Annotated in this window: 22 protein-coding genes; 12 read left to right on the plus strand and 10 right to left on the minus strand. The window is 61.5% G+C overall.

Annotated elements, in window-relative coordinates; genetic code table 11:
* Positions 1–17 precede the first annotated feature (17 nt).
* The 5 genes from J5J10_RS15170 to J5J10_RS15190 all read right to left on the minus strand — a co-directional run bounded on the left by J5J10_RS15170 (position 18) and on the right by J5J10_RS15190 (position 6,322).
* On the minus strand, positions 18–2,324 hold the full coding sequence (locus J5J10_RS15170; RefSeq protein WP_208547940.1) for a chemotaxis protein CheA: 2,307 nt from the start codon (positions 2,322–2,324) through the stop codon (positions 18–20).
* Between the two features lie 16 nt (positions 2,325–2,340).
* Entirely contained in the window at positions 2,341–2,706 is a 366-nt protein-coding gene (gene cheY1, locus J5J10_RS15175) for a chemotaxis response regulator CheY1 (RefSeq protein WP_028738986.1), read from the minus strand.
* On the minus strand, positions 2,703–3,002 hold the full coding sequence (locus tag J5J10_RS15180; protein ID WP_208547941.1) for an STAS domain-containing protein: 300 nt from the start codon (positions 3,000–3,002) through the stop codon (positions 2,703–2,705). Before J5J10_RS15180 ends, cheY1 begins: the two co-directional genes overlap by 4 nt.
* Positions 3,003–3,138: 136 nt before the next feature.
* Positions 3,139–4,737: a globin-coupled sensor protein gene (locus tag J5J10_RS15185; RefSeq protein WP_249116752.1), complete on the minus strand. Its 1,599-nt coding sequence runs from the start codon at positions 4,735–4,737 to the stop codon at positions 3,139–3,141.
* Positions 4,738–5,122: 385 nt separating this feature from the next.
* On the minus strand, positions 5,123–6,322 hold the full coding sequence (locus J5J10_RS15190; protein ID WP_211931259.1) for an ROK family transcriptional regulator: 1,200 nt from the start codon (positions 6,320–6,322) through the stop codon (positions 5,123–5,125).
* 221 nt (positions 6,323–6,543) lie between these two features.
* Between J5J10_RS15190 and xylF the strand changes: the two genes are divergently transcribed.
* From xylF to J5J10_RS15230, 8 genes are all read left to right on the plus strand, one after another.
* Positions 6,544–7,581, plus strand: a complete 1,038-nt coding sequence (xylF, locus tag J5J10_RS15195; RefSeq protein ID WP_208547943.1) for a D-xylose ABC transporter substrate-binding protein — start codon at positions 6,544–6,546, stop codon at positions 7,579–7,581.
* Between the two features lie 172 nt (positions 7,582–7,753).
* Positions 7,754–9,067 carry a sugar ABC transporter permease gene (locus tag J5J10_RS15200; RefSeq protein ID WP_211930496.1) on the plus strand — a complete coding sequence of 438 codons (1,314 nt, stop codon included), beginning with the start codon at positions 7,754–7,756 and terminating at the stop codon, positions 9,065–9,067.
* A 13-nt stretch (positions 9,068–9,080) separates the two neighbouring features.
* On the plus strand, positions 9,081–9,863 hold the full coding sequence (locus tag J5J10_RS15205) for an ATP-binding cassette domain-containing protein (RefSeq protein ID WP_208547945.1): 783 nt from the start codon (positions 9,081–9,083) through the stop codon (positions 9,861–9,863).
* A 264-nt stretch (positions 9,864–10,127) separates the two neighbouring features.
* Positions 10,128–10,409 (plus strand): EF-hand domain-containing protein, encoded by a 282-nt coding sequence (locus tag J5J10_RS15210; RefSeq protein WP_208552957.1) that lies wholly within the window; start codon positions 10,128–10,130, stop codon positions 10,407–10,409.
* Positions 10,410–10,489: 80 nt separating this feature from the next.
* Entirely contained in the window at positions 10,490–11,620 is a 1,131-nt protein-coding gene (locus tag J5J10_RS15215) for an efflux RND transporter periplasmic adaptor subunit (RefSeq protein ID WP_211930497.1), read from the plus strand.
* Positions 11,617–14,766: an efflux RND transporter permease subunit gene (locus J5J10_RS15220; RefSeq protein ID WP_211930498.1), complete on the plus strand. Its 3,150-nt coding sequence runs from the start codon at positions 11,617–11,619 to the stop codon at positions 14,764–14,766. Before J5J10_RS15215 ends, J5J10_RS15220 begins: the two co-directional genes overlap by 4 nt.
* 11 nt (positions 14,767–14,777) lie before the next feature.
* On the plus strand, positions 14,778–15,449 hold the full coding sequence (locus J5J10_RS15225; protein ID WP_211930499.1) for a response regulator transcription factor: 672 nt from the start codon (positions 14,778–14,780) through the stop codon (positions 15,447–15,449).
* Entirely contained in the window at positions 15,446–17,338 is a 1,893-nt protein-coding gene (locus J5J10_RS15230; protein WP_211930500.1) for an ATP-binding protein, read from the plus strand. Before J5J10_RS15225 ends, J5J10_RS15230 begins: the two co-directional genes overlap by 4 nt.
* Before the next feature lie 173 nt (positions 17,339–17,511).
* On the opposite strand, the gene J5J10_RS15235 is transcribed toward J5J10_RS15230, so the two are convergent.
* Positions 17,512–17,835, minus strand: coding sequence for a hypothetical protein (locus tag J5J10_RS15235; protein ID WP_249116753.1), 324 nt, complete (start codon positions 17,833–17,835; stop codon positions 17,512–17,514).
* A gap of 114 nt (positions 17,836–17,949) precedes the next feature.
* Positions 17,950–19,170, minus strand: coding sequence for an AGE family epimerase/isomerase (locus J5J10_RS15240; protein WP_211930501.1), 1,221 nt, complete (start codon positions 19,168–19,170; stop codon positions 17,950–17,952).
* Positions 19,171–19,391: 221 nt separating this feature from the next.
* On the opposite strand from J5J10_RS15240, the gene J5J10_RS15245 reads away from it, so the two are divergent.
* The 4 genes from J5J10_RS15245 (at position 19,392) to J5J10_RS22675 (ending at position 22,807) form a co-directional block, all read left to right on the plus strand.
* Entirely contained in the window at positions 19,392–20,642 is a 1,251-nt protein-coding gene (locus J5J10_RS15245; RefSeq protein WP_211930502.1) for a hypothetical protein, read from the plus strand.
* A 277-nt stretch (positions 20,643–20,919) separates the two neighbouring features.
* The gene (locus tag J5J10_RS15250; RefSeq protein ID WP_249116754.1) at positions 20,920–22,128 is read left to right on the plus strand and encodes a capsular polysaccharide biosynthesis protein; all 1,209 of its coding nucleotides are present in this window, start codon (positions 20,920–20,922) and stop codon (positions 22,126–22,128) included.
* 13 nt (positions 22,129–22,141) lie between these two features.
* Positions 22,142–22,483, plus strand: a complete 342-nt coding sequence (locus tag J5J10_RS15255; protein ID WP_211930503.1) for a hypothetical protein — start codon at positions 22,142–22,144, stop codon at positions 22,481–22,483.
* 3 nt (positions 22,484–22,486) lie between these two features.
* Positions 22,487–22,807 carry an acyltransferase gene (locus tag J5J10_RS22675; RefSeq protein ID WP_211930504.1) on the plus strand — a complete coding sequence of 107 codons (321 nt, stop codon included), beginning with the start codon at positions 22,487–22,489 and terminating at the stop codon, positions 22,805–22,807.
* A gap of 756 nt (positions 22,808–23,563) precedes the next feature.
* Here J5J10_RS22675 and J5J10_RS15265 read toward each other — a convergent pair.
* From J5J10_RS15265 to sdhD, 3 genes are all read right to left on the minus strand, one after another.
* Positions 23,564–24,733, minus strand: a complete 1,170-nt coding sequence (locus tag J5J10_RS15265) for a zinc-dependent alcohol dehydrogenase (protein WP_211930505.1) — start codon at positions 24,731–24,733, stop codon at positions 23,564–23,566.
* Between the two features lie 99 nt (positions 24,734–24,832).
* Entirely contained in the window at positions 24,833–25,339 is a 507-nt protein-coding gene (locus J5J10_RS15270) for a ferritin-like domain-containing protein (RefSeq protein WP_211930506.1), read from the minus strand.
* Positions 25,340–25,400: 61 nt separating this feature from the next.
* The gene (gene sdhD / locus J5J10_RS15275) at positions 25,401–25,787 is read right to left on the minus strand and encodes a succinate dehydrogenase, hydrophobic membrane anchor protein (protein WP_211930507.1); all 387 of its coding nucleotides are present in this window, start codon (positions 25,785–25,787) and stop codon (positions 25,401–25,403) included.
* Positions 25,788–25,819: the final 32 nt, after the last annotated feature.

Consider the following 25,819-nt stretch of genomic DNA (forward strand, 5'->3'; position numbering starts at 1 on the left):
ACCTCTCTACCCTATACTCAGCCTGCTACTGCCAACGACATTTCCTGTTTCAACGACTGGCCACGCGAAGCGGCGACGACAGCATCCACGTCGAGGATGAGCGCCACGCGGCCATCTCCGAGGATCGTCGCCGCGGCGATGCCCGGCACGTGCGTGTAGTTTGCCTCAAGACTCTTAATAACGACCTGACGCTGACCCTGAATGGCATCGACCATCAGTGCCCGCTGGCCGCCACCTTCCGATTCGACCAGAAGTGCGACGCCCTCGATCGGATTGGCCTGGGTGGAGCGGAAGTTGAGGATACGGCCCACGTCCACGAGCGGGCAGAACGAATTACGGATCGAGATGAGCCGCTGGTTCGCACCGAAGGAGTGGATGTTCTCGGCTTCCGGCTGCAGGGTCTCGACGATCGCCGTCAAAGGCACGACGAGCGTCTGGCCGGCAACCGTGACGACCATGCCGTCGAGAACAGCGAGCGTCAGCGGCAGGCTCATAGTGAAGGTCGAGCCCTGGCCCGGACGCGAGGTGATCGAGATACGACCGCCGAGAGCCTGGATCGAGCGCTTGACGACGTCCATGCCGACGCCGCGACCGGAGATATCCGAGATCTTGTCGGCCGTGGAGAAGCCCGGCATGAAGATCAGGTTGTCGATTTCCTCATCCGTCAGGTTGGCATCGGCCGCGATCAGATCGTTGTCGATAGCCTTCTGGCGGACGCGCTCGCGGTTGATACCAGCGCCGTCGTCGACGAGTTCGATGACGATGCGGCCGGAACGATGCTTCGCGGTCAGCTTGACCGTGCCTTCCGGGTTCTTGCCGGCGGCCGCACGCTTTTCGGGGCTTTCGATACCGTGGTCGACAGCATTACGGATCATGTGGGTCAGCGGCTCGGCCAGCTTGTCGATGACCGTCTTGTCGACTTCGGTGTTTTCACCTTCGGTGACGAGGCGGATCGACTTGCCGACCATGTCGGCGACTTCACGAACGATACGCGACATGCGCTGGAACACCGGCTTCACCGGCTGCGCGCGGATCGCCATGACCGAATCCTGGATCTCGCGGGTGAGCTGCTGCAGCTCCTCCAGACCCATGTTGATCGATGAGGCACCGTTGTTGTCGTTCTCGATGACGCTCTGCGACAGCATTGCCTGGTTGATGACGAGCTCGCCTACCAGGTTGATGAGGCGGTCGACGCGGTCGAGATCAACGCGGATGGTCTGGCCAGCGGCATTTGCAGCCGCAGCGGCGGCGGCGTTGTTCTGGGCGGCAGCGGCGGCGGCCGCAGCGGCGCTTTCCTTGCGGTCTGCTTTCGCTGCGCCTGCAGCCATGTTCATGACGTTTGTCGCGGTCTCGGCCGCGGCCACAGCCGCTTGAACGTCGGCATTCTCGGTCGATTCCGCTGCTTCGCCGGCTTCGGACGAACCCGCGTCATCCAGGATGGACAGATCGAACGGCACCGGCACCATCGGCGGCTCTTCGCCAGCGGCTTCCGCAGTCGGTTCCTCGTGCGGCTTGATTTCCAGGTCGCAGTCCCATTCGGCGAATTCGAATACCTGGCGGACGGCTTCTTCGCCTTTTTCGGCGGTGACCTGGATCTTCCACGAGAAATAGGCCGCTTCCGGGTCCATGTCTTCCAGTGAAGGCAGATCGTCCATGTTGCAATGGATGCTCATCTCGCCGACGCGGGACAGGTCCCGCAACAGAAGCGCAGCCTCGTTGCCCTTGGCGTAGAGCTCGCGGCGCGGCTTGAAGGAGACATCGAACTTGGACGGCACAATCGATGCTTCTTCCTCGCCACCGAAACCGTCGAAGGTGAACGGGATCGGCTGGAAGCCGCTGTCGTCGGTCGGCGCGGGTGCGGCGGCCTGAGGTGCTGCCGGCTTCGGCGCTGGCGCGGGGGCCGCTGCCTTCGGAGCCGGGGCGGCGCTCGGCGGCGGCGTTTCCCCGTTTGCGAGAGCCTCGAGTTCCTTGACGAGACCGCTGGAGCGGCTTTCGTCGACGCTGCCCCCGTCGCGAGCCGCGTTGGTCAAATCCGCCAGCACGTCGGCCGACTTCAGCATGACCTTCATAACTTCCGGGCCGGGCTCAAGCTTGTTGGACCGAACGCAATCAAGAGTCGTCTCGAAAACGTGGGCAAAGGCCACGAGATCGTCGAGGCCGAACGCACCGGCACCACCCTTGATCGAGTGGACGGCACGGAACACCGCATTGACCGTCTCGGGATCGCGATCCCCGTCGTTCATTTTCAGCAGACCGGATTCCAGTTCCGCGAGCTGTTCCTCGCACTCCTGGAAAAAGATCTCTTTGATTTCGTTCATATCCATAGGAGAAATTCCCGGCTTAGGCGGTTACGCGCTCGATGGCGTCGATCAGCTTTGTCGGATCGAAGGGCTTGACGATCCAGCCCGTCGCGCCGGCCTGGCGAGCACGGTTCTTCTTCTCGGCATCGCTTTCCGTCGTCAGCACGAGGATCGGGATGGCCCGGTACTTTTCGTTGCGCCGGACGCCTTCGATGAAACCGAAGCCATCAAGGCGCGGCATGTTGATGTCCGTGACGATGACGTCCGGGTTGCACTCCTCGAGAACCTCAAGGCCTTCGACGCCGTCTTCCGCCTGGATCGTCTCAAATCCCGCGTTGTTCAGCGTCACCAGGAGCATGTTCCGTATCGTCCTGGAATCGTCGACGGTCAGTACCTTCTTCTTCATTTCGCAATCTCCTTCGCGAGCAGGTGCTCGATGTTCACGCCAATCAGTTGCATTGTCTTCAAAAAGGCATCGGAAGCCTTGGCCACGACAAACGGCTTTCCGTCGCTCTCCCAGGTCTTCGCAGCCGCCATGAGCACCTGCACGCACTGCACGCCGAGACGCTCGACGCCTGAGGCATCGACGGCGACCGGCTTGCCGCGCAACGACTGGAGATTGGCCTTCAGATTGGAGGCTTCGTTCAAGTCCAGCACGCTCGCCAGCTTGAAGTTGCCCGGATCATTCTTCTTTGCAGCCATCAATTGCTTCCTCGTCTTTCAACTCGTCCAAAGAACGCCCTCGGGCTTCCCGTCGGCAGTCGGCGCTCAGCGCCTTCCGAGCCGCGGTTTTCCACCCTCGTGTTTTCTGTGTATCCAAATGTGGTAAATAATCCCCTCATGCGCTCAGCCCCGCGAGATGATTGGGATAATAAAAGTCAGGTTCAGCAGGCGATGCCGGCAGCGGATGCTCCCGAACCGGCTGAGCTGGCGCGTCGCGGCGCGGTGATTGCATCGCGGGCGCGGCCTCGTAACGGCGCTGCAGATGGAACCGCCTGACGGTCTCGCCGAGCTCCAGGATAACGGTATGCAATTCATCTGCCTCCGTCTCCGCTCCGCCCATCGCAGTTGCTCGGTTGCCGATGGAACGGAAGGTCCCGGAGAGCTCCCCGACACTGCCGGCGTTTTCACTGGCAAGCACCGAGAGCCCCGACATGGTTTCGTTGATACCGGAAACCTGGCCGGCGATCTCGCCGATCATGCGTTGCGTTTCGCCGACGATCTCGACGCCGGCGTCGACCTGCGACTTGGTCGTAGCAACAAGCGTCTTGATCTCGCGGGCGGCATCCGCAGACCGCTGGGCAAGCGCACGAACCTCTTGTGCGACGACGGCGAAGCCCCGGCCGGAATCGCCGGCGCGGGCGGCCTCAATGCCGGCATTCAGCGCGAGAAGGTTGGTCTGGAAGGCGATTTCATCAATTGCGCCAATGATGTGGCCGATCTGCTCCGCCGAGGTTTCGATGTCGGCCATAGCGCTGATCGCGCGACCCGCAACCTGACCACTGCGTTCGACGGCTTCGCGCGTGATGGACACAGCTTTCTCGGCAGCCGAACTCTGGTCCGTGCTTTCCCGCAGACGTGACCAGACACGCTCCAGCGCGGCAGACGCTTCGGCCAGTTCCCGACATTGTTCGGCGCCGAGGTGCGTCTGAGAGGTATGATAGTCCTTGATCCGGGACGCGGCCTCATGGGTTTGCGAGACGCGTTGGGAAACGTTCTCTAGCAGATCGCCGAGTTCCCTTACGCCGGCGTTGAACGCATCTGCCATGTCCTGGTATTCCGTCGGGACCTCGCTCTCGATCGTTACGGACAGATCGCGGCGTGCCAGTGCATCAAGGGCCGGCTGAAAGATCGAGACGACTTGCGCCCTCTCGCGCTCTCGCAGGCCTGCCAGTTCATTGTGATGCTTGATGCGGAGCTCATTGAACCGCAGCGAGACGGCGATCTCGGCATCGACCATGACGAGACGGACAAGCGCAGCAGCCAGACTGGCCATTTCCTTTTGCCGACGCTTGCCGACCGGAAGGAAGCCGCCGCCGGACATTTCGGTGAGTATGCCCGCCAGCATGTGCTCAAGAAGAACGCCGTGGCCAGCAACCGTCCAGCGCGGGTCGAGCCCCATCTTGCTCTCGGTGTCGGAGAGCACCTTGACCCGCTCGGCATAGAGCGCGTCGAAGCGCGCGTCCGTGAGAACGTTAAAATGGGAGAGGAGAATGTCGTGAAGCCGGTCGGCCTGCCGCTCGCCGGTGAAGGCACGTGTGGCATCGGGCGAAGTGGCAAAGCGCTGAAAAAGATCCCTCAAGCCGCGCTCGACAAGAGGCAGCATCATAGGTCTGTTCTGGCGCAGACGTTCGCTGGTCTCCTCGTCCAGACCTGCAAAACGCAGGCGATCCCTCAGGCTGCTAGCCTGGGCCGCTTTCGCTCCGTCTGTCGGCAAGTCCTGCCCCACGCCCTGTGATCCCCGCTGACGTCGCCATTCACGGCGGCCGCATTGCAAGCCAGGCGCATTCAGGGGATTTCTACCGCCACCCGACCATAAAAGCGGGCAACGCCGTTCCCACAGAAGGTTGCTCCTGGCACTTCTTCAATGAAAACATACCGGATCGGAACCGGTACGGCGGGCGGCTTCATGCCTGGCGGGGACCGAAGATTTACGGTCCCACTCCGACGTATACGACAAGTCTTATGGTTAATTCCTTGCCCGAAGGTTAATAAAATCTATAGCACCCACCTATTTTTAAGGAAAATCGAAAAGAAGGCAAAGGCCCTGTAAATCCTGACGTGCGCTGTGTCCGGGCCACGGTTCCATGCCCCGTTCCGGATCAGGCGCCGGCCACCAGGTCCTCATCCATAACGGTCAGGGCACCGTCGAGGTGCCCCTCGAATACGAGCATGGGTTCGTCCGACACCACCGACAAAGCCGGCACGCCGAACATCCGCACGACCTGGGCCTCGCTCAACCCGTCAGCCAGACCGGGATGCAGAAGATCGAAATAGCGAGCGCCCGGCCCCGTGACCGAGATCGGTAGATGACCGTAGAGGCTCAGCAGCCTCGAGAGACCGTATCCGAGGGCGAGCCCTGCTTCGCGGAAGGCGTAGCTTGGCATACGCTCGCCGCTTCTGGCACGAATGGCGAGCTTGTCGACCTCTTGCAGGGGGACGAATTTCGCGGGGATGGTGTCGCGCGGAACCTCAAAAGCGGTTCGCAAGATCGCATAGAAACCGGCATAAGCCTCAATGCAGCCGCGCGACCCGCAACGACACAGCGCCCCTCCCGGGACGTGCAACATATGTCCGAAATTCGGCGCTGAAATATCGATATCCTGGTCACGGCGAAGGGCCAAGCCCAGCCCGATGCTGTGTCCCAGCGACAGCGTGACGAGACCGCGGAAGTCGGGGCCCAAACGTCGCTCGGATTTCTGGCCCAGCGCCCGGGCGACAAGAAGCGTTTCATTGCTCAAGAGAATGCGTGCCGGCCAGCGTGGTGACAGGCCGGCCTGGAAATCAACGCGCTCAGTACCGAGTACCGGCGACCACAGAAGGACGGGCGCGCTCGAGTCGACAAGACCCTTACTGCTGATCGAGATCGCCCTCACGGCGGAGGGCGATACCCGGTTTCGCTCGATCATCCTCTCCAGCGCACGCTGCACGCCTTCCATGAAAGTCCCCACGCCCCCGGCCACACGCGTTTCGGTGAAACGATCGATAAGGGTTCCGGAATAGTCGGCAAGCGAGTACTGGACGACGTCGGAGGAGATAATGACCACAACGAGGTAGCTATGTCCGCGCCTCTGGGTAAAGAGGACACGCGGTCGGCCGCGTCCCGACAGCGGCTTTTGCTCCGATTTCTCGATGATCCCCGCGCGTTCCAGATCGGCTGTAATCGCCGATACCGTGGCGGAGGCGAGCCCGGTGAAATCGCTGATTTCCGTATGCGACAGGCGGCCATGCAGCCTGAGCGCCCTCAACACGATATGGCTGTTTTGCTGGCGCACCAATTCGGTGCTCGATTTGGCCAGCATGTAACCAACCTCCCAGCCGCCGCGACGGCTCGCATATTCCTCCCGAAGCTGCCACACGGGGCCTTTCCGGCTCTTCCTGGCGCAGGTTGACAGCTCCCGGATTCTCTGACATTTAATTTCTCGACTGTCGAGAAAAAAGTCTTTTAGGCCTTTTCGACAGACGTTCCGCGGTCGCCTGCTTGCTGAGGAGAGGTGGCCGTTCTGTCACTTGGGAGGACATCATGAATACCGTTTTCAAGCTGATGGCCAGCGCGGCCGTCATCGTCACCATGCATACTGCAGCCATGGCCGAAACAATCGTCGGCGTTTCCTGGTCGAACTTCCAGGAAGAGCGTTGGAAGACCGACGAAGCTGCCATCAAGGGCGCGCTGGAAGCCGCCGGTGCCAAGTACATCTCCGCTGACGCACAGTCGTCCGCCGCAAAGCAGCTGACCGACGTCGAGTCGCTCATCGCCCAGGGCGCCAATGCCATTATCGTTCTGGCACAGGACTCCGAAGCTATCGGCCCGGCCATCGAAAAGGCAGCTGCTGAAGGCATCCCGGTCGTTGGCTATGACCGCCTGATCGAAAACCCGGCAGCGTTCTACATCACCTTCGACAACAAGGAAGTCGGCCGCATGCAGGCCCGCGAAGTGTTCAAGGTGAAGCCGGAAGGCAACTACGTGTTCATCAAGGGCTCCTCGTCCGACCCGAACGCCGACTTCCTGTTCTCCGGACAGATGGAAGTGCTGAAGGAAGCGATCGACAGCGGCAAGATCAAGAACGTCGGCGAAGCCTATACCGACGGCTGGAAGCCGGAAAATGCCCAGAAGAACATGGAGCAGTTCCTGACCGCCAACAACAACGCCGTTGACGCCGTCGTCGCGTCTAACGACGGTACCGCTGGTGGCGCGATTGCCGCACTCGACGCTCAGGGTCTCGCAGGTTCCGTACCGGTCTCGGGTCAGGACGCCGACAAGGCTGCCTTGAACCGCGTCGCTCTCGGTACGCAGACCGTGTCGGTCTGGAAGGACTCCCGCGACCTCGGCAAGAACGCAGCGGAAATCGCGCTGGCGCTCGCCGAAGGCAAGTCGATGGACGAAATCCCGAACGTCCAGACCTTCACCGGCGGCCCGAAGGGCGCTGAAATGAAGTCGGTGTTCCTCGCTCCGATGCCGATCACCAAAGACAACCTGAACGTCGTCATCGACGCAGGCTGGATCAGCAAGGAAGAGGCCTGCCAGGGCGTTGCAGCCGGCTCCGTCGCCGCCTGCAACTAAGGCAAGCACGAACGTCAGACCAAACATCCCGACGTTGCCCGCTCCGCGGCGTGGCGTCGGGATCGTCATTGAGAGGTGACGTCGCCCGAGCGGCGCCACCGGAGCCAGCGCAAGTCGGGACCATCTCCGGGAAACCACGACGACGCGCCTGAAGAGGTGGGGAACGGCAAGAATGGCCGATAACATGCATTCGACGACAACAGGCGGACCGCGTCAGGCGGACGCCAACCCGGTGACGCGTTTTTTTCGAGCGACCGAGATCGACACCCGCCTTCTCGGCATGGTCGGCGCATTGCTGATCATCTGGGTCGGCTTCCATTTTCTGACTGGCGGCTTGTTCCTGACACCGCGCAACCTCTGGAACCTGACAGTTCAGACCTCCTCGGTCGCGGTCATGGCGACGGGTATGGTGCTGGTCATTGTCACCCGTAACATCGACCTGTCGGTCGGCTCGATCCTGGGCTTCACCGGCATGATCATGGGCGTAATGCAGGCCCAGATCCTTCCGCAGATGCTCGGCTTCGATCATCCCGCGATCTGGATCGTGGCGCTCGGAAGCGGTCTCGCCGTTGGCGCCATGATCGGTGCCCTTCATGGAGGCATCATCGCATTTCTCGGCGTCCCGTCCTTCATCGTCACGCTCGGCGGACTGCTCGTCTGGCGCGGCGCGACCTGGTTCGTGACCAGCGGCCAGACCGTTGCGCCGATGAACCCCACCTTCCGCCTCATGGGTGGCGGAACCGAGGGATCGGTAGGCGCGACATGGAGCTGGGTCGTTGGCCTCGTCGCCTGCGTGGCGATCGTCGGTGCCATCATCAATGCCCGCCGCCAGCGCAAGCGCTTTGCCTTTCCCCGGAAGCCGATCTGGGCGGAATACGTCATCGGCGCGCTCGGTTGCGTGATCGTGCTTGGGGCCGTGCTGATCGCCAACAGTTATTACTGGCCAGTCGCGATTGCCCGTCGCTACGCGGACGCCAATGGCATCGCATGGCCAGAGGGCGGACTGCAGATTTCACACGGCATTGCCGTGCCGGTCCTGATCGCCATCGCTGTGGGCATCGTGATGACCTTCATCGCGACCCGCCTGCGTTTCGGCCGGTACGTCTTCGCCATCGGCGGCAATCCGGAAGCGGCTGAACTTGCCGGCATCAAGACCCGCTGGGTGACGGTACGCATCTTCGCTCTGATGGGCATTCTGTGCGCCATCGCGGCGGCGATCTCGACGGCGCGCCTTAATGCGGCGACGAACGCCCAGGGCGAACTCGACGAGCTCTACACCATCGCGGCAGCCGTCATCGGCGGTACATCGCTCGCTGGCGGTGTCGGCACGGTCGCCGGCGCGATGCTCGGAGCGCTTGTCATGCAGTCGCTTCAGTCCGGCATGGTGCTCCTCGGCATCGACACACCCCTTCAGCGCATCGTGGTGGGAATGGTGCTCGTCGTGGCCGTATGGCTCGATACCGTCTACCGCGCCCGCGCCAAGTAATCAGGAGTCCATCATGACGGAGCAAAAAACTCCCCTCGTGGAAATGAAGGACATTTCCATAGCCTTCGGCGGGATTCATGCCGTCGAAAAGGCGTCCGTCGACCTCTATCCCGGTGAGGTCGTGGCCCTGCTCGGCCACAACGGCGCCGGCAAGTCGACATTGATCAAGATACTCTCCGGTGCCTATAGGCGCGACAGCGGAGACATCATGATCAACGGTGAGACGGCTGATATCCGCAACCCGCGCGATGCCAAGGAATATGGTATCGAAACGATCTACCAGACGCTCGCCGTCGCGGACAATGTCGACGCCGCCGCCAATCTCTATCTCGGCCGCGAACTCAAGACGCCGTGGGGCACGCTCGACGACGTGGCAATGGAGGCCAAGGCGCGGGAAGTCATGGGGCGCCTGAACCCCAACTTCAAGCGGTTCAAGGAGCCGGTGAAGGCGCTCTCCGGCGGCCAGCGGCAGTCGGTGGCGATCGCACGCGCCATCCTGTTCAACGCCCGCATCCTGATCATGGACGAGCCGACCGCCGCGCTCGGCCCGCAGGAAACGGCGCAGGTTGGCGAACTGATCAAGCAGTTGAAGGCCGAGGGCATCGGCATCTTCCTGATCAGCCACGACATCCATGACGTCTTCGACCTCGCGGACCGCGTGTTCGTGATGAAGAACGGTCAGGTCGTGGGCCATGCCCGCACCCAGGACGTCACCAAGGACGAAGTGCTCGGCATGATCATCATGGGCAAGTGCCCTCCGGGCGCGACGCCCGGCCCCGGAGCGATCAAGGGCTGACAGGCCGCCGTTCTTTCAGCAATGACAAAGCCGCAGCGATCACAGATCGCTGCGGCTTTTTCTGTTCCAGCCGGTGAATAGGCACATCGGATCTTGCCCCCCATGAACATGGCATGCGGCGCAAGGTGCTTCGGGTTATCCATACTCGCAGGAGAGACGCCGATGGCTCCCGCCACCTACCGGGCAGGCTGCTTTCGGCCCGCTTCACCGGCCGCGCCGGACTGATCATTCGTTTCGACTTCGACACATATTGAGGAGACATCCATGTTGCAGTTCATCAAGTCCATTCCCGCCATCGCGACGGCGTTGTTGCTGGTCGCCGCGTCCTCGGCAACCGCCCAGGAAATGTTCGCGAAAGTCGATGCCAATGCCGATGGCGCACTCGACAAGACCGAATTCGCCGCCTTCATAGATGCCGCCGCACAGGCGGGACGGCCGAACGCGAAGAAGATCCAATCGGCCAATCTCTATGCCCAGGCCTTTGCCCGCATCGACAAGAACAAGGATGGGTCGATCACGCAGGCCGAACTGGCGGCGATGCGCTGATCGAAGACGGGTCGGGGAAGCGCCCTCCCCGGCCCGTCTCACGGGATTCGAAGGATCATCATATCGATGGGGACTACGCGATGATCGGAAAACGCTCGGGAAGGCTTGCTGCCCTTGTCGTCCTGGCACTCGCCTCGGGTGCCGGGGCGCAGGAGCGGTTGCCGCTGGTGGCGGTCGAAAAGCCGAAAGCGATGGACGTGGTTCAATACCTCCAGTCCACCGGAACACTTGCCGCCGAGCAATCGGTTGACCTCGTGGCACGGGCCTCCGGCCTGCTGGAAAAGGTGAACTTCCGGGACGGAGAAAAGGTGAAAAAGGGCGATGTGATCTTCGGAATCGAGCGCGAGCCATACGAGATCAGCCTCGCAAGCGCGCAGGCGGATGTGCGGCAACAAGAAGCGAGCCTCGCGCAGGCGGCTGCCAATCTGACGCGGCAGCGCGACCTCAAGGACAAGAGTGTCGTCTCGGCAAGCGCGCTCGAAGATGCAATCGCACAGCACGCCATTGCCGAGTCGCAATTGGCGGCGGCACGGGCGCGACTGCGGACCGCCGAACTGAACCTCGGATACACCGAGATCACCGCGCCCTTTGACGGAATCCTGTCCGCACGCCTTGCCGATGTTGGCGCCTATATCAACGGCGCGGCAGCGCAGAAACTCGCGACCCTGGTCAAACCCGATCCGCTCCATGTGAACTTCACCGCAACCGACCGACAGGTGGTGGAAATCCGTCGCAGAATGCTGGAGCGCGGCATGCAGGTCGGCAATTTTGGCCTACCCGTCAGCGTGGAACTTTCGCTCACCGATGGTGACGGTTATCCGTTCAACGGTCCTCTCGATTACGTGGCCCCGGAAATAGACCCGACGACTGGAACGATGGCGCTGCGGGGGGAGATCGCCAACCCGGACCTTCTGCTCTCACCCGGGATGTTCGTGAAGGTTCGTGTCGCTGTCGCGATGCGCCCAGATGCTCTGACGGTCCCCGAAAGGGCGATCGGCAACACGCAGGAAGGCCGGACCGTTCTGGTGGTCGGCGAAGAGAACCGCATTGAGCAGCGGCTCGTGGAGATTGGCGCACCAGCCGAAGCCGGCCGACGAGAAATTCGCTCCGGCCTTGAGCCGGATGACCGGGTGGTGATCCGTGGGGGTGCCGCCGTAGCGCCGGGGCAAGTCGTTTCGGTCGAGGCAATGCCGCAAGAGGTGGCGCCATGATCGCCCGTTTCTTCATCGATCGGCCGGTTCTCGCCAACGTCATTTCGATCCTGATGGTGATCCTTGGTCTCGTTGCGGTGATCGGCCTGCCGGTGGCGCAGTATCCGGACATCGTCCCCCCCTCGATCCAGGTGACGGCGCGTTATCCGGGCGCCAACGCCGAGACGCTGGTTCGCGAGGTGGCGCTGCCGATCGAACAGAAGATCAACGGCGTCGAGAACATGCTCTATATGCAATCGACCTCGACCAGCGACGGCTCCTACACATTGACGGTCACGTTCGCCATCGGGACGGACCCGGACGAGGCGCAGGTTCTGGTGCAGAACCGTGTGGCAAGCGCAATTCCGGCGCTTCCGGACGCGGTGCAGTCGCAGGGCGTACAGACCGCGAAACGCTCGACCGCGATCATGTCGATCGTCACGCTGTCGTCCAACAATCCCGTCCATGGCAGCCTGTTCATGGCGAATTACGCGACGATCAACCTCGTCGATGAATTGCTGCGCGTGCCGGGTATCGGCAATGTCGTCGTCTTCGGCTCGGGCCAGTATGCCGTTCGCATCTGGATGGACCCGCAACGAATGGCCGCGCGCGGCCTGGTGCCGGCCGATGTCGCCAACGCGATTGCCCGGCAGAGCCGCAGCACCGCCGCCGGCCAGATCGGCTTGCCGCCGGTGCCGTCGGGACAGGATTTCCAGTACACGCTGACGGTCGATTCAAGGCTAAGCGACGTGCCGTCGTTTGAAGATGTCATCGTCAAGGCTGATGGCAACGAGATCACGCGGGTGCGGGATGTGGCGCGGGTGGAGCTCGGCGCCCAGCAATATAGCCAGGACTTCGCCATGGACGGCAGACCGGCGGCCGGCATCGCGCTTTTCCTGCTGCCCGAAGCCAATGCTCTCGATGTCATAGAGCGCGTGAAGGCGAAAATGGAGACGCTGTCTGCCGCCTTTCCCAAAGGGCTTGTGTACGCCATACCCTTCGACACTACCCGCTTTGTGTCCGCCGCCATCTCCGACGTGTACCACACGCTGTTCGAGGCGGCTGTCCTGGTTCTCTTGGTAATCCTGATCTTCCTCCAGGACTGGCGGGCGACGCTCGTGCCGGCGACGACCGTTCCCGTGACCATCATCGGGGCCTTCGCCGCCATGGCGGCCTTCGGCTTCACCATCAACCTCTCGACTCTCTTTGCCATCATTCTTGCGATCGGCATTGTTGTCGACGACGCGATCGTCGTTGTCGAGGCGGCGGCGCGCCATCTGCGCGAGGGCAAATCACCGCGCGAGGCGGCAGCGCTAGCGATGGACGAGTTGACCGGGCCGATCGTGGGCATCACCCTCGTGCTGCTTGCCGTCTTCCTGCCTGCGGCGTTCCTTCCTGGCCTGAGTGGCCAGATGTACAGGCAGTTTTCCCTGGTCATCGCCGCAACCGCCGTCATCAGCGCCATCAACGCCGTGACCCTGAAGCCGACGCAATGCGCGCTCTGGCTTCGCGCGCCTTCCCCTTCTCACAAGACGAACCTCGTCTATCGCGGGTTCAACGCGGCTTACGGGGCATGCGAACGCGCGTATGTCGGCATGATCAGGCGCCTCGTTTCGTTCAGCGGCGTCGTCAGCATAGCGACGATCCTGCTGGTCGGGGTCTCAGGCTTCCTCATATCGCGTGTGCCAAGCTCCTTCCTGCCCGTAGAGGACCAGGGTTATTTCCTGATTTCCGTGCAGCTTCCGGAAGGTGCCTCCCTGGAACGCACGAGGGAGGCGCTCGACGATGTCCGGCAGCGGCTGGAAACCATCGGGGCCGTCGATACCGTCATCGCGATCAGCGGCGTCTCCGCCCTCAACGGCAATGCCAGCCAGTCCAGCTCGGGCATTGTCTACGCCATCCTGACGGACTGGGCGGAGCGCCAGACAAATGAGAACCTTCGCTCGCTCTACACCCGCATGCGGGAGGCGACCGAGAACCTGCCGGACGGGCAGGCACTGGTGCTGCCGCCGCCGGCGATCCAGGGCATCGGCAATGCCGCCGGTTTCTCTTTGCAGCTTCAATCCCGCGACGGTCGTTTCGATTATGCCGCGCTCCAGAGCGAGGCGGCTGCAATGCTGCGGTCGCTGAAAGACGATCCGGTGTTCCGCGAGGCCTTCACTCCGTTCCGGGCCGACGCTCCGCAGTATGCCGTTTCCGTGGATCGGACGAAGACGGAAGCCCTCGATGTGGACAGCGGCAGCGTCTACGACACCGTCAGCCAGTATATCGGTTCCAGCTATGCCGGACAGGTCAGTCTGTTCGGACGTGTGTTCCAGATCTATCTGCAGGCAGAAGCTGGCGACCGGGTCGCGATCGAGAATCTCGACAAGATCAAGGTCCGCAGCCGGTCGGGGCAAATGGTGCCTCTTTCGGCGCTCGCCGACATCCGGCAAGTCACCGGCCCGTCGCTGATCAGCCTCTACAATCTCTATCCCGCGGCCCAGATCACCGGTTCGCAGGCAGAAGGATATTCCTCCGGCGAGGCCATGGACGCGCTCGACGTCCGGATTGAGAGCCTGCCGCGCGGCTACGGGGCAGAGTGGACGGCGGCGTCTCTACAGGAGAAGATGCTCGGCGGGCAAATCTACTTGGTTTACGCCCTGAGCCTGCTGCTGGTCTATTTCGTGCTCGCCGGCCAGTACGAAAGCTGGCTGGCGCCGGTGTCCGTCATTGCCTCGGTGCCACTTGCCCTCATCGGAACGGCGCTGACTCTGCTGGCGCTGAAAGCGCCCGTCAATCTCTACACGCAGATCGGCCTCGTGCTCCTGATCGCGCTGTCGGCCAAGAACGCCATACTGATCGTCGAATTCGCCCGCCACCTCAGGGCACATGATGGCAAAAGCGTCGTCGAAGCGGCGATCGAGGCCGCCCGCGTGCGATTGCGTCCGATCCTGATGACCTCGATCGCCTTCATCCTGGGCGTGCTGCCGCTGGTGCTGCAGACAGGCGCCGGCGCAAGCGCGCAGAAATCGATTGGCATCGCCGTCTTTACTGGCATGATCGGCTCGACATGCCTGACGGTTGCGGTTGTGCCGTCGCTGTTCGTCGTCCTGCAAAGGTTCGAGGAATGGCTTAAACGACGCAGGACGGCGGGTGCGCCGCCGCATGCCGCCGGTTCGGGCTGAAAGGGGCAAGGATGAACGAGGGGACGGTCCGGGATCGTATACAGGTTCTTGTCGTCGAGGACGACGCGCCGGTCCGCTGGCGCGTCTGCGATGCATTGCGCGGCGCGGAGGAATTCGCTGTCGAGGAGGCTGCCAATCTGGCGGAGGCCCGACAATTCCTCTCCGCCAATCCGGTCCGCGTGCTGCTCTCCGATTTGCGGTTGCCTGATGGCAGCGGCATAGACCTGATCCGTGCGGTGCGGCAGAAATACCCGGAGGCCGAGATCATGGTGATCTCGATCCTGGGCGACGAGGAAAGCGTGATCGCGGCCATTACCGCAGGTGCCAATGGCTACCTGCTGAAGGACGCGTTTCCGGCGGACGTGGTCGAGACCGTGCGCGATCTGGTCGCCGGCCATTCCCCGATCTCAGCCTCGATCGCCCGCTTCATCGTACGGCACAGCCAGGGCGCCGGTCGCAGCCAGGCCACGACCGCTCTCAATACTGCGAAGCTGACACCGCGCGAGATCGATATCCTGTGGGGTATTGCCAAGGGCTTCAGTTACTCCGATATTGCTGACCATCTCGGCATCTCGCGACAGACGGTTCCCGGACACATCAAGAACATCTATCGCAAGCTTGAGGTCAACACACGTGGCGAAGCGGTGTTCGAAGCCGTGCAGCAGGGATTGATCAAACTATGAGCGAGACGGAGGCCGCAGCGTCCGTCGAGCGCCACCCGAGCCTGCAGAAGGCCCTGCTCTATTTGCCACTCCAGCTTATCGCCGTGCTTGCGGCTGTCCTGTTCTTCTCCGTCGATCTACCCCTGCCGTCGGAAACCTACCGGCTGGGTGCGATCATCAGAAGCGACGGCGATGGACGGGAGCACGACGTGGCTCTGCCGGATCTCGTCGCCACACGCGACGGCGACAATCAGGAACTCGCATACACTGCAACGTTCGAACGTCCGGCGCAAAGCCGCGAGGTGTGGTCGATCTTCATTCCACGCTTCATCGTCGATGTCAGGGTGCTCGTGAACGGAGTCGAGATCGGCGACACCGGTGCCGATCCGTCTGCCGGCAAGGCGCAGCTCAACCTTCCTTTCCTCACCATCATTCCCGACACTGTGCTCAGGCCCGGCCCGAACGAAGTGCAGATCGTGCTGATCTCCGATCCCCCGATCGCCAAACATCTCGAAGCGATCTATGCAGGGCCGGACCGGGAACTCAGGCCTTCCTACAACGCGCGTCTGCGCCTCTTCCAGACACTCCCCCTGATCTTCTTCGCGTGGCGTTTTCTGCTCGCCCTGCTGCTCGGGATGATCTGGCTCAGCCGACGTAAGGAGACTGCCTATGGCCTTCTCGCGCTGGCGCTGGTCGCGGGCGTGATCCGGAATGCGCTCTTCTCCTTCGGCAGTGTCGAGGCGGTGCCGCTGATCGGTGTGCTCATCGTCGTGGAGAGCGTTCTGGTCGTCCCGTTCGCGCTGGCCCAGACCGGATATCGCTCCCGATGGTGGTGGCTGCTTCTGGCGCCGGCGCCGGTTTTTCTCGTCGCCGGCTTCATCGGTGACGAGCGGGCGATCCAGTATTCCTTTCTCCTGCTCGGTCCACCGACGGTCATGGCCCACGCCGTGATCGTTTGGTCGCTGTTCACGCGCTCCGCGATAGAGAAGGGAGACGGCGCCAGCTTCCTGATGGGAACCGCCATGACCATCGTGATGGCGGGCATGGCGCATGATCTGCTCGCCCTGTTCAACCTGCTGCCGGGCGGCAAGTACTTCTATGCGTCGCTGTCCTACTCCGCGATTCTGATCGCCTTCGGCACGCTGCTGGCCGCGCGGTTCGTGCAGGCTCTCAACCGGATCGACGGGTTCGCCAACCAGCTGATGGTGAAGATAACCGAAGCCGAACAGAAGCTGCGGCAAAGCTTCGCGCGCGAGCAGGCGCGCGACAGGGCCGAAGCACTCGCCCACGAGCGAGACCGGCTGATGCGCGACCTGCACGACGGGCTTGGAGGACAACTCGTCCGCATCGTCGCGCTTAGCGAGCGCAATGGCAGCGACACCGGCAAGATCGGCGAGGCGGCACGCGCGGCCTTGAAGGACCTCAGGCTGGTGATCGACGCCATGGAGGATGTCGACGGCGACCTGCTTCTTGCCCTCGCCTCCTGGCGCGAACGCACAGACATGCAGCTTCGCGCCCACCAGATCACGCTCGACTGGCAGGTGCGTACGGCGGACATGAACCTGACTTTCCCGGAACTTCGCCCCTGGCATGTGATCCAGATCGTCCGCCTGATGGACGAAGCCGTGACCAATGCCGTCAAGCACGCCGGGGCAAGGACGATTTCGGTCATCCTGCGGACAGCGGAGGGAGCCGAGGGCGGACCCTCTCTGCATATCACCATTCGGGATGACGGACGAGGCTTCGATCAGGCCGCTGCGACGACGGCGTCGACAGGCTTCGGCCTTTCCAACATGCGCAAACGCGCCACGCTCTGCGGCGCCACCCTGACGATCGACAGCGGGCCCTATGGCACGGCCGTCGATATCGCATTGCCGAGGATCTTTCCCGCGACACCCGGATCCGGCTGAAGGCATCAGGCGTCCGAAACGGCCTCAAGCAATGCTCGACGCCCGGCATGGAGTGGGGGCTCCGCCGCGACTGTGGACGGCAGCGCGGCTGATCTATGCCGGGCGTCGACCGGAGCGAGTGGAGAGTCGCTCCGTTTCTTGGATTTCAGGATCGTTCGAGCGGCGCGAAAAAATCAGCGGATGCCAAGCCGGTTGACCGGTCCGCCACGATTGGCCGGAGTGCCGGCGGGACCCGGAACACAGCCGACGGGATAACCCGGACGCGTGCAATAGACGGCGGCTCCGGCGGGGCGCCCGACGCAGCCGACGGGGTAACCGGGGCGCGTGCAGTACACGACAGGTGCAGGCCGCGCGACGCAGCCCTTCGGTACGCCGACCGCCTTGCAGTAGACAACCGCATGTGCCGGCTGCGGTTCGACGGTCATGCCGCCGACGAGGGCAAGCGCCGCTATCGCCAAAGCGGTGCAGGTGCGTCGATGCGATGGCATGCTTATCATGGCTTGTCCCTCCACAGGTCTGGCTGCGCGTCCGGCGCGAGCGTCATCCGATGGACGAGACTATGCAGGTGAAGCCCCTTTGGCGGAATGCCATAAACATGGGGGCTGGCGGGCCTAGCCGGCTTCCCGCAGGCGCTCCAGCCGCTTTGCGGCCCAGTCGAGCTCCAGGACGGCGCACACGATGTGGTAGAACGTGCTTGCCGGCGCGGGCTCGTCGATCATCGGAGCATCGGCCGGCCACTTGTCCCACCAGAGCCCTTTGACAGGAGTCGCCAGGAATGGCTCCAGCGCATCGAGCGCCCTGTGGGCCGAGGCCACATACCGCTCCCGCTCGGCGGTGTTGCCGAGCAAAGCGAGGCGCACCGCCGCTTTCAGCCACTCGGTCTGCGGCCAAAGCCTCGCCATTGCGTTGTGCACGGTGAAGTCGTCGTAAAGGCTCATGATCGCCACCTTGCGGTCCGCGCAGATGCCGTGGGCCTCGCCGATGTCGAAAAGACGTCGGGCCCTGGCAAGGGCATCGCCGTTTTGGCGCCGCTCGCCCCAGCGGGCGAGAAGCCAGGCCCATTCGAACTGGTGTCCCGGCTCGACGATTCGGCCTTTTTCGCCGGGCATGGGGCGCCAGTTCAAATCGAAGAACTCCCGCAAGGCCCCGGTGTCGCCATCGATGAACCGCGTCAAGGCCAGATCGGCGATTTCATCGACCAGGGCGGCCCAGCGGACACTGCTATCAGGCACGTCTTCCCAAGCCATCGCCGCCTCGAAGAGATGCATATGCGGGTTGGAGCAGAGCGGCTCCTTCGGCGGCATGGCTTCGTGGAAGCCGGCCTGCGGATGCGCGTAGACCTGCTTCAACCGGTCGAGAATGCCGAGTGCATAAAGCTCCCGCTCGGCCGCACGCGAAGGCTGGGCCGTGGCCACAGCCGCCGCCGCGAAAAGCGCGAAGGCCTGGTTGTAAAGATCGAAGGACGGATCGATCAGCAGGCCCTCGGCATTGGCGAGATTGCCGTAGAGGCCATCCTCCAGCCTGTAGGTCGCATCGAACCACGACAATCCTTCTTCGACTGCGGCAGGCCAAGGCCCGTTCCAACCGGCAGCGCCAGACATGACGTAGCAATAGACCTGACGCGGCTGGACGCGCGCACGGCGATCATCAGCCAGCATCGGCTCGCCATCCTGCCCGAGGCGCTCGAAGAAACCCCCGCCGGATGCCGCGCCCTTCTCCCACCAGAACGGCAGGGCGGCGGTTTCAAGCCAGGCGTGGAGGTGAGTGGAGCGGGCGGTGAGCGAGGGTGGGTCGGTTGCGGCTTGGTCTAACGGGGACGGCGGCTGGGGCATGTCGTTCCTTCCGGCGGGCTGCCGGGCTCGGGCAGCCAGTTTCGGTCAAATCCGATGATTTGTCGCGGTCGAACCCCGAGGAGCAGTGATTGTTCCGAATCCATCGGCAATGTGGGATGAGGACATTATGACCATGCAAACTAACGCTAACAACATTCGAAGGCCATTGACAACCAGCTGGCTTCATTCCAATTGCAGTGCATTAAGCGGGAGCCAAGGCTTTGAAGTTACCACGATTCACCAAATCGTTTTTCTCACGAAAAAGCAATCCACGACCCACTGAGTTGTCCCTACCCGCATGGTTCGTGGGTTCCTCGGGAGCTCCGATCAAGCCGTCGGGCGTACCTTTTTTTCTTTACCAATCTTGGATTCCTGAGCACACAGACAAGTTGGTAAAAGCTGTTGGCCACACGGCTCAATACGATCTGGTCGATCTGCAGATGATGCGGAACCAGAACAACAAGGGAGAGCGCCTTAGCATTCTCCGCTTTGCGGAAAGGAACCCGGATATATACCGAAGGATGGCGCTTCACAAGCTTGCGCCATATCGAAGCAAAACGGCGGGGCTAATCGTTACGTTAGACTGGATTCCAGCGATGCGACACCTCGTACTAGCCGCCCGCCAGCTTGGTATCCCGACGCTTCTGCTGCCGCACGAGGCGGTATTTGCGAAGGAGGACATGTACTATGTACACATTTCGACAGGCGTTAATATCCCGGCCTGCGACATCATGTTTGCCTGGGGTGATCTACAGGAAGAGATTTTCGTAAGTAGAGGTTATCCCCGTGAGCGCATCATAAAAACAGGTGCACCGAAATTCGACTACATTACTTCGTTGGACTCCAAACGAGACAAAAGCTGCTTGGTTGCGCTCGGCCTTAATCCAGCTGAACCGGTAATCACCTTCGCCGCACAGCCTCTTGACAGCCAATACGACAAGCAGATGGCGCGTCGCGCGCAGACGGAGGCGATTACGGATTTGCTTAGTTGCGCGAAGGATCTGGACTTTCAGGTGGTCGTTCGTACCCCTCCCTCAAGGGACGAGATTCTCACTCCGGAACTCAAGGCACTGATCGAAAGCGATACCCGTTTTGCAATCGACTATGCAGGCCTATATCTGTTGTCGCCAGAAGAGACAATTGCCGCAAGTGACGTGTTGATGTCGATAAATAGCACGATGCTCTTGGAGGCAGCGCTGGCCGGGAAGGTCGCAATTTCATCGAAATATGTGGAATTTGATCAAATCTGGGATAACGCGAACTTGCAGGTGGTGAAGACTAGGTCCGAAATGTTTGCAACCTTGAAGGATGCCTTAATCTCGCCAACTCCCCTCACTGCATGCTATAACTTGACGTGGGCAGCCAAGGCATTCTCCATCGGTCAGTTCGACGGATTGTCTGCCACGCGGATAGCTTCGATACTGGATGATATTGCAAATGGACGGCGTAAGATCGCGCCACTCCCCGGCTGAGGTTGTTATTTAGGCCCGAACATCTCGGGAAAAGCTATGTAAATGTGGTAACGGCAAACCCGGTTGAACCGGAAACCCGTTCAACGCCGCGCGTGAAATGTTTCACCAATGCGGAAAACCTACCGTTTCGAGAACCAGTCCGGAGCAGCGCCGCCGGTTTTTTTTGGGACTGGCTGCTTGATCTCAATCCCAGGCATTCTCTCCTTGCGGTTCCCCGAATAAGATCGCACGGGAGTTCAGAACACTTCGATCTACAGCAAACAGGGATGCGCCAGTGATGAGAATTGGTCAAAAGATCAAGAGGTATATACTTCGCTGCTGGCGGTGGGCAGCGGGCGCCCCTCAGAAAAAGAAGGGCTTTTCGACTCCTGGGAGCCTCCGACCTTTCCTCCACAACTGCGAATGGAAGACAAAACATATTTCGCGGATCTTCGCGTTTTATTTCGACGATCGGAAATCCTATCTACCAACATGGTTTCCGGATTCGGAAGTCCTGATCATGGGGTTGGCAATGCCACAAACCATGTTTCGAAAACACTTTGCCGAAGCTATGCTTTCAAACCCGGAATCGCGCATCCTAACCTGGGGCTATCGTGCGAAGCCCTGGGTTTATGACTTTGCGCGGGAGCACGGTGTGCCGCTGACCTATTGCGAGGACGGGTTTATTCGCAGCACCGGGTTGGGCAACGAACGACAGCAACCGCTCTCGCTTTGCTTCGACCGGCAGGGCCTCTATTTCGATGCGACACGTCCCTCCGATCTGGAAACCCTTCTCCAGAACTATGATTTCGATGCGGATCGGCAACTCATGGAAAGGGCCGCAATATGTCGCGACAAGCTTATATCCATGGGGCTCAGCAAATATAATTTCGCGCCGCCTTTCGATGTCGAAGCCGTGTACGGCCGGAAGGACAGGCGACGGATCCTCATTCTTGGTCAGGTGGAAACCGATGCGTCCATCAAGTATGGCTGCGAACGGCCTATTGACAACAACGATGTGGTACGTCTCGCAAAGGCCGAAAATCCGGACGCGCAAATCATCTACAAACCCCACCCGGATGTTCTGTTCGGTTCGCGTCAAAAAGTGTCCGAGCCCGATGAGGTGAAGGATATCGCGACCATCGTCTACGATCGCATCTCTCTACCCGACTCGTTGCGGACGGTGGACCATGTCTACACCATCACATCGCTCGGCGGCTTCGAAGCGCTGCTGCGGGATATCCCCGTCACCACCCTCGGATGCCCGTTCTATGCCGGATGGGGCGTCACGGATGATCGTCAACCATGTCATCGGAGAACACGAAAGCTGACCGTTCTCCAGGTCTTCGCCGCCGCATACATGCTTTATCCGACCTACCGTGACCCATTTACGCACGAGAGGATCGACATTGAACAAGCCATCGACCTTATGCTTGAATTGCTGGCCGGCCGCCGGGCGGGTACCGATAAAACACCTACGGCCGCCGTGGCCGTGACTGCCGCCTAAGGTCTTCAGAATCATGTCACGACTGATCGACTGGCTGGACGAAATTCTTCGCGGGCCTTGGAAGAGGTCCGCCGGCTACGTTTTCGTCAAGGGCCGAGGCGCATCGCTGGCGGGCAGGATCATTGTCGAGGTCGGGGAGGGCAATTCGGTTATCTTCGATGAAGGCGCACGGCTGAAAGGCAACCTCAAGTTTCGCGGGAGCAGAAACACGATCCATCTAGGCCGACAGGTCAACTTTCTGGGCAGCATAACCATCAAAGGCAATGGCCAGTCCGTCACCGTGGGCGACCACTCGACATCCAACGGCACCACCATCCTATGCCAGGAGGCCGCGAGCGTTTCGATCGGGCGCTAATGCATGCTGTCGAGACATATCGAGATCCACACAACCGACGCGCATTCGGTCATCGATCGCGAGACCGGAGAACGATTTGACCTGGGTGGCCCTGTCACGATCGGCGACCACGTATGGATCGGCATGGGCGCCATCATCAGCAAGGGCGTAACGATTGGCGACGACAATATCGTCGGAGCGCGGTCATTCGTGACGAAGTCTTTTGTCGACAGCGGCACAATTATTGCCGGCGCGCCAGCGAAGGTGATCAAAACCGGGGTAACGTGGTCGCGCCTTCTGAGAACGCGCTACAGCGAGGCTGACATGGAGGCATGGCGACAATGACATGCGGCGGAAGTCAAGGAAACCCAAATTTCCAGCTAACCACGTGTGTCCGACCTGAGAGATAGGTGACGTTTTGTACCGAAGACATGGGTAACACTTTTTGCCTTTTGGCGGGAGGTGTTGATGCCGTGGAGAGAGATTTCGGTGCATGCGGGGTGGGGGTTTATCCTCCATCGGAAACTCGACGCTCTCGCAGAGAGGCCGAAGTCGCGGATAAAAACCGCCGAACGGGGTACCGGAAGGTACCGCTATACTAAACTAACGAGGTGCCCCCGGTACCCCGTCCGCTTCCCCTGTGTCTGGAGTTACGGGGAAGACATTACAGGTGATGCCGAACCGGAGGGGAGAGCCTCTGCGGGGTTTTGGGGTGCGCGGGATTTTTTTCTGGGGGGGATGGATGATACAGCGATGGTCGAGATGCCTGGGAATGCCCCTCATCCGCCTCCCGGCACCTTCTCCCCGCATGGCGGGGAGAAGGAGGATGGAGCGCCGGCGGTGCCACGAGTCCCTTCTCCCCGTGCCGACGGGGGTGAGGCGCGGTCCGCGCAGCGGAGCAATCGATCCGGCGAATCGATTGCAGCAACGAACGCCTTGAGCCCTAGCGGAAGGCCGGCCGGGTGCCGGCAGGCGGATGAGGGGCAGCGACGCCAGAGCCATTCGGGCGCGGGGCTGCTACTCACGTGGCAGCCAGATGAGGATATAGCTGATGACAGCCAATCCCTTGTCCTGCTCTCGGAGTTCCCGGCTACTTCTCGCTTACGGCTTGAGGACGACCTTGATGCAGCCGTCCTTCTTTTCCCGGAACGTATTGTAGAGTTCCGGGCCGTCTTCCAGGCTGGCTCGATGTGTAATGACAAAGGACGGGTCGAAGCGACCCTCCTCGATCAGGCGCATCAGCGTCGGCAGGTAACGCTGAACAGGGGTCTGGGCCATTTTGAACGTGATCCCCCTATTGATGGCGGAGCCGAACGGAATCTTGTCGAGGAACCCGCCGTAGACGCCGACGACCGAGACCGTCCCGAAATTTCGGCAGCAATGGATCGCCTGGCGCAGGACATGAGGGCGATCGGTCGCGAGATAGGCAGCGACCTTGATCCGGTCCCAGCGGGAATCCCAGCTCGCCGCCGCCTCGGCCTCGGTGCCGACAGCATCGATGCACGCATCCGCGCCCCGACCCTGGGTGAGTTCCATGATGCGGTCGTAGATGTCGACCTCCATGAAATCCAGGGTCTCCGCGCCAGCAGCGGCGGCAAGCGCCAGCCGTTCGGGCACGGTGTCGATGGCGATCACACGTTCTGCGCCGAGCAGGAAGGCGGACCTAATCGCCATCTGCCCGACAGGACCGCAGCCCCAAATCGCAATCGTGTCGCCCCGCTGGATGTCGCAGAATTCCGCGGCCATGTAGCCCGTGGGAAAGATGTCGGAGAGGAATAGCGCCTGATCGTCCGTCAGCCCGTCCGGCACCTTGACCGGACCGACATCCGCGAAGGGCACCCGCAGGTACTCGGCCTGTCCGCCGCTGTAACCGCCAAGCAGGTGGGAATAGCCGAACAGGCCCGCCGGGGAATTGCCCCAAAGCTTCGATGCCTTCTCGCGATCGGGGTTGGAACGCTCGCATCCGGAGTAGAAGCCGCGCTGGCAAAAAAAGCACTCGCCGCAGGATATGGTGAAGGGCACGACCACGCGGTCCCCGACCCTCAGTTTGGAGTTGTCCTTCCCGACCTCGACAACCTCGCCCATCGCTTCGTGACCGATGATGTCGCCGGATTTCATTTCCGGGATCGTACCATGGTAAATATGGAGGTCGGAGCCGCAGATGGCACATGCGGTCACCTTGATGATGGTGTCGCGGCCATCCTGGATCACCGGGTCGGGAACGCTTTCGCAACGAATGTCATGCTTGCCGTGCCATGTGAGAGCTTTCATTGCGGCCTTCCTTCCATCGAGTGTTCTGACAGGCGCGCGCATGACGGTGCCCGCGCCGCCCGGGAGGCCCGGGCGGGTGTGGTCAAGATTGGTGGGGTGTTACCGCTTGGCGGTCACGTCGGCCTCGTCTCGGGCCAGAAACTGACGCGTGACTGCTGGAAGATGTTCGCCCAGCCAGTCCGCCATTTCGACCTCCTCGGCGAGGATGCCACGGCACACGTCAGCCGTATCGACGTCGCCGACCGCCTCGGCCGCCGCGATCAATGCGCGGTAGCTCGCGATTTCCATGTGTTCGAAGGTGTAACCGGCCATACTGCCCTTGACCACTTCGTCACTGGCGAACATACCGCCCATGCCTTGTGCCATGGCGCTCATCTTTCCGGCCGCATCTTTGAAGCCGGACGTCGACTCGCCCAGCCGCGTCAGGCAACCTTCCAGCGCTTCTGCCTGGGACTTCGTCTCTTCTATGTGCTGGCCGATCCGGTTCTTCAGTTCGGGATAGTGTTCAAGGCGCTCATGTTGCGCCTTCAACATTGTTTCCGCCTGCTTCTCCATCGCATGCGCATCCCGAAGCCAGTCGATCAGGTTGGTACGTGCATCGGTCATGAGACTCTCCTTGTTTTTGACGGGCCCTAACCGGGTCCGTCGCGCTTTGTTCCACTCTCGCTCACACCGTCGGGGCCAGGCCCAATGCCAGCCGAAGAACCGCAAACAGTGTCGCGACGCCAAGGCCGACGCAAAAAGCTGTGTTCAGGATCGTCAGGGCGAACTTCCATCCTGCGCCGTGGATGTAGTCCTCGATGATGGTCTGCATGCCGAGGCGCATGTGCAGGATGCCCATGATGATGAATAGGCCCAATGGCAGGGAAACGAACGGCGAAGAAAGCCCCGTCACCACGTCTGCGTAGGGACGGCCGGCAAGCCACACACCGACGCCCACCATGTACGGCGTCAGAGCCAGCAGAAACACCGAACGGATACGATCCTTGACGAACTCGTCCGTCCCGCTTTTGGCCGATCCCAGTCCGAGCACGCGTCCCAGTGCGGTCTTCATTGTCGCCTCCGTTAACGATCAAGGCTGTCCCA

The sequence above is a fragment of the Ciceribacter sp. L1K23 genome (genome assembly GCF_018122705.1).
In the GTDB taxonomy this organism is placed as follows: domain Bacteria; phylum Pseudomonadota; class Alphaproteobacteria; order Rhizobiales; family Rhizobiaceae; genus Allorhizobium.